General features: G+C 76.4%; 1 protein-coding gene and 1 pseudogene. Both read right to left on the bottom strand.

Going from position 1 to position 1315, the window contains the following annotated elements; translation table 11 throughout:
• Window positions 1-582 (bottom strand): annotated as a pseudogene (locus tag E4P40_RS27570) (glycosyltransferase family 9 protein); the annotation flags it as partial.
• Window positions 579-1315, bottom strand: a 737-nt coding sequence (locus E4P40_RS27565; RefSeq protein ID WP_135161460.1) for an HAD family hydrolase, incomplete at its 5' end; no start/stop codon positions are given. The pseudogene E4P40_RS27570 and the gene E4P40_RS27565, both read right to left, overlap by 4 nt.

Raw genomic sequence — 1315 nt, 5'->3', positions numbered from 1 at the left:
GCGCCCGGCCGGCCAGGCCCGCGCCGGCACCGAGGCCCCGGGGTGCAGGACGACGTAGCCCGGTGCGCGCCCGACCTCCGGCAGCGGACGGCGCACCGCGAGGCGGCCGTCGTCACCGGGCGGGAGTGGGAAACCGGCCGCGCGCGCGAGGGAGAGCGCCCGCTCCGGCTCGGGCAGGTCGTCGTCCACGCGGTGCCGTACGTCGAGCAGCGACCCCGGGTAGTCGACGCTGATCGCCGAGATGCGTGGCACCCCGGCCGACCGCAGCAGCAGCGCCAGCGGCAGGGGCGACTGGTGGAAGGAGGTGGAGACCACCGCCTCGGCGGGGGCGAGGGCGCGGATCCGGTCGGTGAGCGCGGCGATGTCGGCCGGGTCGACGGCCGGCGGGTCGCCGAGGATCCAGGGGCAGCGCCAGGTCCACACCTCGTCGACGCCGGGGAGCAGGCGGGCCGCCTCGGTCCCGGACGGGCCGGCGAGGAGCACCACCCGGTCGGCACCCGCGGCGATCGCGCGCACCATCGGTCCCTGCAGCAGGACGTCGCCGGCGTTGTCGAGCCGGGCGACGAGCACGGTGCGGGTCACCAGGAGCCGTCCAGGACGACGTCCACAGCTTCGGTCACGGTCGTCAGCGCCCAGTCTGCGGCGTCGATCTCGGCCTTCCGGGTGACCGGCGTCGGGACCAGCATCCCGACCGCGCCGGCGGCGGCCGCGGCGTCGACGTCGGCACCGATGTCGCCGATGACGACGCACCGGGCGGGGTCGACGCCGAGTTCGGCGCAGGCGGCCTTCACCATGCCGGGGGCGGGCTTGCGGCAGTCACAGCCGTCGTCGGGGCCGTGCGGGCAGATCTGCAGGGTGTCGAACGGGCCGAGCAGCTCCGCCAGTCGTTCCATGCAGGCGTCGACCTGGGCGCGGGTGATGATGCCGCGGGCGACGCCGCTCTGGTTGCTGACGACCCCGACCTGCACACCCCGCGCCCGCAGCCGGTCCAGTGCCTCCTTGGCGCCGGGCACCGGGCGGACCCAGTCCGGGTCGCCGTTGTAGGGGAAGTCGTGCACCAAGGTGCCGTCGCGGTCGAACAGGACGAGGTCGGGGAGTCCCTTCCAGGGGCGGACACCCAGGTGCTGCACCGTTCCGCGCAGCCAGTGCCAGGTGGCCAGCGGCGGGATCACGGCGCTCGTCAGGGCCATGGTGGTCACTTCCGCGCGGGTCCGCGGTCCGGATGCGACCCGCGTCCAGGCGAACTCCGCCGTCCCGGCGAGCCAGGCGGTGGCCGCGGCCGCCGCGGCCCGGGGGCGGCGCGCGACGGCCAGGC

Source organism: Blastococcus sp. CT_GayMR20, from assembly GCF_004570345.1.
The sequence above is the reverse complement of the archived record's forward strand: the minus strand, read 5'-3'. Positions and strand labels throughout refer to the sequence as shown.